Origin of the sequence: Brevibacterium jeotgali (assembly GCF_900169175.1) — a bacterium.
In the GTDB taxonomy this organism is placed as follows: domain Bacteria; phylum Actinomycetota; class Actinomycetes; order Actinomycetales; family Brevibacteriaceae; genus Brevibacterium; species Brevibacterium jeotgali.
Genome location: NZ_FXZM01000025.1, coordinates 1 through 8,136 on the forward strand (window position 1 = coordinate 1; position 8,136 = coordinate 8,136).

The window sequence follows — 8,136 nt, forward strand, 5'->3', positions numbered from 1 at the left end:
CGCTGCGTGAGACCAGCGCCGTGGAAGTCGTGTTCCATGCAGATCGAGGTGCCCAGTACACGTCGTCACAGCTTCATGCTGCTGCCCTCGAATTGGGAGTGCAGCAGTCGGTGGGACGGACCGGCGTGTGCCGGGATAACGCGATGGCTGAGTCGTTCTGGTCGACGTTGAAGACTGAGTTCTATGACCGGCGGTCGTGGTCGACGCGAGCGGAAGCCAGGCAGGCTGTAGCGCGGTGGATCGAGGTCGTCTATAACCGGCGCAGGTTGCATTCGAGGTTGGGGATGGTGCCGCCGGTGGAGCTCGAGCAGGGCATGATCGCGGCGGGTGAGGCTGCCGAGGGCGAGCAGGAAACGTCACTCACGCACGCCGCGTGAGGTGGCTCACGTGTCTACAACTTGCGGGCAACCCCAGTACGAGCGAACGCCGCGGCTTTGTAGTTGCTTCCGTTGTCCGTGATCACGCGCACGCAGCGGGTGATGCCGTGAGCGGCGAAGTACGCGCGAGCGCGAGCGAAGAGCCCGACTGTGGTCGCCGCGGTCTCGTCCTCGAGTGGTTCGGTGTACGCCAGCCAGGAGAAGCCATCGATCGCGGAGTGCAGGTAGGTGTAGCCGACCTTCTGCTTGTGCGCCCGCTTGCCGGCCAGTGCTCGCTCGCTGACGCGGCCGTGAGCCCACCAGCAACCCCCGTCTGGGATCGTGCCGACCTTCTTTCACGTCGAGGTGGATCATGTGTCCCGGGAACCTCGCCGGGGACTGCTTGATTGACGTCGACTGCTTGTCCCGCCACGGTCAGATCGAGGGTGTCAAGGAGGCAGAACGCGTCAAGATCGGGGGTCGTGAAGCTAGGCTTGCCCATGTCGAGGTCTTCCGGATGGAGAGTGTGAGAACTTCCATCTTCAGGGAGACCTCGACGTCTACCCAGGCAACGACACGGACGGACCCACAGCACCAGGCTCTACACCCTCATCTGCGAAGAGCCGTCAACCTACCGCGCGGGGCCGCTACCTGAGTGGACTGCTCGAGGAAGGACACCACCGGGCAGGCGGACTCGGGGCAGATCCAGCGGCGCTTTCGCCACCGCAGACGGGTCGGGCGTCCCGCGAAGGGCGCATCGATCAGAGTCACGGTCACACGTCCGTGGCCAGTGGCGATGACGCCGCATCCGGGACAGCCGGTGAGCGGGTCGCAGGCCTCGACGTCGAGGAGAACGGCGGTGTCCGTGACGTGAGCGTCAACGAGGTGCAGGTCGGGCAGACCGAGGAGGACATCACACCTGCTGCAACGATCCAGGGCAGCAGCGCAGGGGCACGTAGGATGGGGCATAGTCGAGGTCCTTGAGATGCGCGGGGGTAGAAGTCCGCTCATCATCAGGGACCTCGACGTCTATCCCCAGCACCCTCGCCCCATCGGCGTGCCCACACTCAACTCTGAAGAGCCGGTTATGCGAGAGCCCCTTCAAGCCAATAGAATCACAAGACTAAGACATTGCTCATAGACTGTCACACAGCCAAGGGCTCTCGCTAGAGGTTCACGCCCCCACATAAACTCTCCCACCAGACGCAGAAAGTCCCTCACAAAGGATGCGGTAGTGCAAAAAACAGCCTTGAGACTCCTCAATTCGGAAGCGCTCACCTTCGGACTGATTATTGGCGGGAGTATTTGCATCAGTGTCTCAGTTCTTTTACCAGAACTAGCTACACAAGCTGTTCTCACCGGCTTAGCTTTAATCACTGGCGCTTCACTGCTTGTTGTGCACAAAATACGACGAACCGCAATTCGAATACGAGAGGTTGCGCAGCTTCAGCGCGTACAGCACGCCACATTTTCCACCACCAGACTCTCGATGGCTCCCGCGCCGCCTCCGCACGAGCCGCAAAGCCGCAAACAACCAGAATTGCCACAAGAGTATTATCAGACAATTGAGGAGTTACAGACATATTGTCACTCTGAGAGCCATCGGCTTACACGAGCAGTATCCGATAGCCAGCACAACGTTAAACAAATTGCCGCTTCAATCCCATCGTTAGCGCACCCTGGATTGAGCGCCCTTGACTCGAGCGTCCTGTACTCACGGCTCACCATGACGTCCCCGAGTACCGTAACAGTCGCAGGAGACGCCCGGTCGCACGAACTAGCTCGATGGGTCACCGGAGCCTCCCAGGTATTCACAAAGGTTGAGTTTTATGATCCGAATACCGCGCCATTGGAGCTTGCGTTGATCCAGACTCTCATCGTCGACCTCAGCGATGCATCCCGATACAAAGCGCACGACTTCATACCCGTTGGGCACATGCTCCCTGGCAGCGAAGTATGGATCATCGGCAACGTGCTCGAACAACGTGCGCTCTTCCATAAAATTCAAGATAAGGAACCTGACATCCTCGCGGTCATTACAGATCACCAATCAAACTGTTTCACCATAGCGCGAAAGGCCCCGCTCTAATGCGCGACGATTTCCCTCAGTTTCGTGCTGCAGTTGAGCATATTCCCGTCCCGCACTACGGAACGGAAGCTCCCCTCAAACAACTACAAGCGACCGCTATCACTATACTCGACTCATTCTCGCAGGCATGTTTCTCACCAGTGATCGACTGTATCCCCGTATCGCGCGTCGATTTCGTGAAGGCTCTCGACTACTACCAGCCTCAGTTTCTCCTCCTTGAGTCAGCGTGGAATGGCAACGATGGCGCGTGGAAGCATCAGCTGGTTGGCCCCACCGGGCCTAAGGCAGCGGTCAAAAATCTAGTCGCAGCATGCAACGATCGCTCTATACCCGTTGTTTTCTGGAACAAAGAAGACCCTCCTCACTTCGAAGATTTTCTGCCGCTGGCGCGACTCGCGGACCACGTCTTCACCACAGCAGGGGAACTAGTAGATCAATACAAATTCGCAGTTGGTCACGAAAACGTACACACGCTTCCGTTTGCCGCTCAGCCATCGATCCATCATCCGTTCGCAGACGGAGAGCGGGACCGGGAAGTGTGCTTCGCAGGACAATACTTCAGACACAAATACCCAGAACGCCGAGAGCAAATGGAGTTCCTCTTTCCGGCTGCCGCGGAATACGACTTCACAATCTACTCACGCGAGTTGGGGAACGATCCTCGCTACGCATTCCCTGAGCCGTTCGACGAACTGGTCTCCGGGTCGGTCCCATATGCTTTGATGATACGAGAGTACCGTCACTTCAAAACGTTTTTGAATGTGAACTCAGTCGTGAACTCCAAAACAATGTGCGCACGTAGAATATTTGAAATCAGCGCATCGGGGGCAACCGTCGTATCCGCTCCGTCTCCCGCAATTGAACGCTTTTACCAACCAGATGAAGTCTTCACACCAAACAATCTGCAAGAGGCTCAAGATACGCTACAGTTGCTCCTTACGGACGAGCCTCTTCGTCAGAAGTCGGCACTCAAGGCCTGGCGACGGACTATGATTAACCATACATACACGAATCGCGTCGATAGCATCCTCCACCAGCTAGGCCTCGCCCCAAGCTCGCCAAATATCCAAGTTGCAGTGGTTATCGATGCGCGGGGTGCTACCGCGGATGAATTACGCAGATCAGCTCAAATTGTTGTCGACACTGAAAGCATTGCTGTCGCGCACTACATTTTAGCGGACCGGAGTTTGTCATTACCGGATACGCAAACAGACTTGCAACAGATCACCGAAAAGGAGGCAGCTGACCTCACTGCGACGAATTCAGTAATAGTCGCATCCCCCGCTGCCACTATCAACAACGCGGCGTTTTCAGATATCCTTCTTGCAATCTCGAGCCACCCAGATAAGTCACCAGTGTCTAAAGCAGCTTTCAACGCGCTTGATCGTCCAGCGTTTTCGGCGAACGTGGTAATGAGCCCTCTGTTATGGGCGACGGCAGCTGGCGCCTTGCCTTTAGACACCGCACGGATGCTGTTCGAGACTCAGGGTGGCGTATTCAACGCGCTGGACTACTTCAACATGTTAGATCGACGTCAAGCGGTGCCCGCCGCCAACAGTACGTGGGAGGTATGATCCAGTGCGTTTCGCATTCTTCGACGGGCTTCTAGAGGACCACGTCCCTGCCTCGCTTCAACGCGCGCTAGAATCTCGTGGTCACACGGTCTACAACACGGGAAAGATTGGCCACGGCTTCGTATTTGAGACCCAACCAGACAAGCTGAGCCGCATCAATCGCTATATCGACGAGACAATAGCGGCTGAACCAGATTTCATTCTAGTCTTCCGACCCGCTTCACTGCCCCCAAATCTGCTGGACAAGCTTCGTCGTACTGGCGCGCAGCTAGCCGTATGGCTATCCGATGATCCCGTGCTTTGGGACCTCTCCTATCGCCCGGTTGTTGATCTCTACGATATAGTCCTGAATTCCGGCTCGGAACGGGTGCTGAAATTCTACGATTCGCACTTTGGCCGCGCCGTTGGGGTGAACTTTCCGTTCTGGACGGACAACCTCTCGTTTCCATACGTGTACGGTGAATATAAGCCTGAGACAGTTGCGATGTTTCTCGGGAACGTTCAGGACGAGGTGCGCCGGAACCGATACTTCAATCTGACCAGTTTGTCGACAAACCTGCGAATTCACGGTAACACAGGAATCGATTTTCGAAATGTTAGTGGCGGGTACCTGGACAGCGATCGGGAAGTAGTCCAAGCCGCGGCGCGAGCCAAACTAGCAATTAATATTCCACAGTACTTTAGCGATCATTCCGGACTGCCGACATGGTTTGCGGGCTTGGACGCCCTCGGAACTTTTCAGTATCCGAGCAGAGTCATTCAGTACGCGGCCATGGGGTTACCTATAGTATCCGTCACTCCGGATCGCTCTGATTACGATACATTTCCCGAACTGCAGACCGTATCTTCAGTTGACAAGATTGACGAGATGGTCGAAGGGCTGCTCAGTAGCGAGAGTCGTTTGAGCGAACTTAGCACGGAAACTCACAACCGTTTCCGCTCTCATTTCTCAGCACATTCCAGGGCTATGGCCCTGGAACATATTGCGCAAGACGACACTTGGAGGGCGCTAAGCGCTGGTGATCGGGCCAGGTGGTTTACTCAGTTTGATGCAGCAGGCGAACTTCGCGAAACGCACGCGTCCGATACGCCAGAGGAAGTTTTCCACTGCACGACGCGACCCGACCGAATCTCTACCGACCTGTCGCATGACAGCGTGCAGAGCAGCCCATCCAACCTGCCCATCATGGCGACAGTCGCCCGAGGGCCGTCGTCACGGATAGCAGTCATCGGAGAGGGATGGACTCGAGCCAGCAGTCCGGTCAGCGTGGCTCACCGCGCGCTTATCAATCTCGGTCACCAGCCGATTCGCGTTTCCCCACTTAGCCACCCAAAGCTGTTCGTACAAGACAAGTCAAGAGAGTTTCGTTGCTTCGTCGTGACGCGCCTCCTCGCGGAATCCGTCAAACCAGATCTCGTTCTTTTCGTCGGAAACGGCCATGGCATTACTGAATCAGGGCGGCACGATTTACGCGCTCGAAATATTCCGGTAATTGTTCATCATCTGACAAACCGTACGCTGAATCTGGTCAGCTCTAAACTGGTAGGTCGTGCAGACGCTGTCACAGTCACCCATCCAGATTTGCATACCGCAATCGAGGCTGCTGGGTTCCGTACGGTCAAACTGCTACCGCCACTCGTTGACAGAAGCTTTACCGAGATCGCAGATTCGCGAGATTCTCTTCCGCCGAAGATTCGAACGATTGGAGCCCGCCGCAACGACCTTACCAGCGAAAAGAACTTGCTTGAAGATCTCGCGGAGCTAGATGCGGTGATTGACTTCGCTGAAGACGCGGATCGCGATCCGCTAACCGTGGATGAACTGGTCGATTACGTTCGTTCGTCTGTAGCGGTCGTTGGGTTCGATTCGACTTTGCCTGATAGCCAGCCGAGCGAGTACTTCGCCTTCGCTCTTGCCGCTGGGGCCCTTGTCGTGACGCCCCGATCGGCTGGAGCCGGCATTGCTGGCGAACCCGGCGAGTCGCACATTACCGCACGCGATAGAGGAGAGGTAAAACGCAAGCTGGCTCGTCTTTCGGAAGATGAGGCGGATTACAGGCGCTACATATCTCGGGCCCGGGAGCTCTCCAAGTCGCTGTTCTCGGCAGAGGCATTTATTGGGAGTGCAATCCACTCTGCTAAGACGCACGCCGACACCCTGACTACCGGGACATCGTCAATTGCCGTACAAACACCGTATCCGAACCAGGGCACTCTGCAGCATCAGAACTGGCGGTCGACTCTATTAGGCGTCTCAGCGACTCGGCTTAAACTTGCCGTTTCCTATCACCCGCCGGAGGGTGTTCTTCGGACCCGGGACGTCAGTTTTAGAGTTCGCTTAGGAGATCTGGTCGTTGCGCGCCTTCCATTAACTGAGCTACAAGGTGAGCACACATTTTTTATTGACTTACCCTCGCGCTACCCCGAACGTGTCGTCACCGTTGAGCTGTACGCGGATCAGCCGCTTTCATTCTTCAATTGGAGGCGTTACACTGAGTTGACCCTTGCGTTTTCTGAGAGTGCTCTGACTAGTCATTTATCAACTGTGCAAATAGGCAAGCGGTAATCGATTCACCTACTGACGATTCGATACGCGCCGCTTGAGTTGGTTGGACCCTTCGAGGATAACTGACTCTTCGTAAGTGCGGGTGCAGATGGTGTAGATGCAGGCGTTGAAGGATGGGTCGTGTCGCTCCACCGATAGACGTCGAGGTCTCCCGATGATGGAAGTTCTCACACACTCCATCCGGAAGACCTCGACATGGCCAAGCTTAACTTCACGAGTTCCGATCTCGACGCGTTCTGCCTCCTCGACACCTGACTTGGCTCACGTAGTGGCCGCTTGGCATGTCTGTGACCTGACTTACAATATGGCGGCGGGTTCTCCCCTCGGATCGGTCCTACCTGCAGGTGATCAGTCTGGCGCGCGCTGAAACTGGACACAAGCGGACTTCCTGGGGGTACTTCTTCGATGCGGGCATGTCTCCGTCCTCCCGGTTGAATCAAGCCCTCCGACCTGAGTTGCACAGGTCGGAGCGATTTCGGGCTTTTCGCGAGTATCGTCGCTGGTGACAGGGCCGTCGGTCGTGGTTCTTGGTAACTAATGGGCCTCGTAGACTAGGCGGATGGCCCCGTTTCTGCGCAAGGTGAAGACCGCTTTGGGGGCCACTGCTGTGCAGATCGCGGATAAGACCGGTGGCGCGTACCGGATTCTTGAACACCTCGGCTCGGCACACACCGAAGCAGAGCTGGCCGCGCTGATGGCAGTCGGTCACGAGAAGCTCCACCCCGATCAAGGAGTGCTCCCACTCGATACCGGGCCACCGGCAGCGACAGAAGAACGGGTGGCGAAGTCCAGCCGCGCGGGACTGCTCATCGACGCACTCACCAGTATCTATCACCGACTCGGCCTCACCGATGCGCTTCACGACGAGGCGTTCTTCCAGCTTGTCCTCGCTCGACTGGTCGAGGCGACCTCGACCAGCGATAGCGTGCGTGTGCTCGAGGAACTCGGCGTCGATGCTGTTCACCGCAACACGCTCATGGCGGGCCTGGCGCGGGCCCACCACCACGACTACCGATCCCGGATCGCTCACCTGTGCTTCTCCCACAGCGTGGCGACGACGGGAGTGTCGCTGTGTCTCTACGACGTGACGACGCTGTACTTCGAAGCTGAACACGAAGACGAGCTGCGCAAGGTGGGCTACTCGAAAGAACGCCGGGTTGATCCACAGATCGTCGTCGGTCTGCTGGTGGACAGGTCGGGGTTCCCGCTGGAGATCGCCTGCTACGAAGGCAACAAGGCAGAGACACACACGATTCTGGGCTCTTCAGAGTTGAGTGTGGGCGCGCCGATGGGGCGAGGGTGCTGGGGATAGACGTCGAGGTCCCTGATGATGAGCGGACTCTAACCCCCGCGCACACCAAGGACCTCGACTATGCCCCATCCTACGTGCCCCTGCGCTGCTGCCCTGGATCGTTGCAGCAGGTGTGATGTCCTCCTCGGTCTGCCCGACCTGCACCTCGTTGACGCTCACGTCACGGACACCGCCGTTCTCCTCGACGTCGAGGCCTGCGACCCGCTCACCGGCTGTCCCGGATGCGGCGTCATCGCCAC

5 protein-coding genes and 2 pseudogenes are annotated in these 8,136 nt (G+C 57.2%); 4 read left to right on the top strand and 3 right to left on the bottom strand.

Going from position 1 to position 8,136, the window contains the following annotated elements:
* Positions 1 to 377 (top strand): integrase core domain-containing protein (locus tag BJEO58_RS14365; RefSeq protein ID WP_145997565.1); only part of this gene is annotated, 377 nt, incomplete at its 5' end.
* A 44-nt stretch (positions 378 to 421) separates the two neighbouring features.
* On the opposite strand, the pseudogene BJEO58_RS14370 reads toward BJEO58_RS14365, so the two are convergent.
* The 3 genes and pseudogenes from BJEO58_RS14370 to BJEO58_RS14860 all read right to left on the bottom strand — a co-directional run.
* Positions 422 to 752 (bottom strand): annotated as a pseudogene (locus BJEO58_RS14370) (IS481 family transposase); the annotation flags it as partial.
* Positions 753 to 965: 213 nt separating this feature from the next.
* Complete coding sequence (locus BJEO58_RS14375) at positions 966 to 1,370, bottom strand: transposase family protein (RefSeq protein ID WP_101590149.1); 405 nt, start codon at positions 1,368 to 1,370, stop codon at positions 966 to 968.
* 763 nt (positions 1,371 to 2,133) lie between these two features.
* Positions 2,134 to 2,355, bottom strand: a complete 222-nt coding sequence (locus BJEO58_RS14860; RefSeq protein ID WP_144573863.1) for a hypothetical protein — start codon at positions 2,353 to 2,355, stop codon at positions 2,134 to 2,136.
* Between the two features lie 89 nt (positions 2,356 to 2,444).
* Here BJEO58_RS14860 and BJEO58_RS14385 point away from each other — a divergent pair, with 89 nt between their 5' ends.
* From BJEO58_RS14385 to BJEO58_RS14390, 3 genes and pseudogenes are all read left to right on the top strand, one after another.
* On the top strand, positions 2,445 to 4,019 hold the full coding sequence (locus BJEO58_RS14385) for a CgeB family protein (protein ID WP_101590151.1): 1,575 nt from the start codon (positions 2,445 to 2,447) through the stop codon (positions 4,017 to 4,019).
* Positions 4,020 to 4,023: 4 nt separating this feature from the next.
* Entirely contained in the window at positions 4,024 to 6,585 is a 2,562-nt protein-coding gene (locus tag BJEO58_RS14865; protein ID WP_144573864.1) for a glycosyltransferase family protein, read from the top strand.
* 559 nt (positions 6,586 to 7,144) lie between these two features.
* A pseudogene (locus BJEO58_RS14390) lies at positions 7,145 to 7,843 on the top strand (IS1634 family transposase); the annotation flags it as partial.
* Positions 7,844 to 8,136 lie beyond the last annotated feature (293 nt).

What these genes read in the sequence shown, in the direction of transcription:
- BJEO58_RS14385 (WP_101590151.1), top strand. Translation starts at nt 2,445, where the DNA reads ATGCGCGACGATTTCCCTCAGTTTCGTGCTGCAGTTGAGCATATTCCC.
- BJEO58_RS14375 (WP_101590149.1), bottom strand. Translation starts at nt 1,370, where the DNA reads ATGATGAGCGGACTTCTACCCCCGCGCATCTCAAGGACCTCGACTATG.
- BJEO58_RS14860 (WP_144573863.1), bottom strand. Translation starts at nt 2,355, where the DNA reads ATGGAAGAGCGCACGTTGTTCGAGCACGTTGCCGATGATCCATACTTC.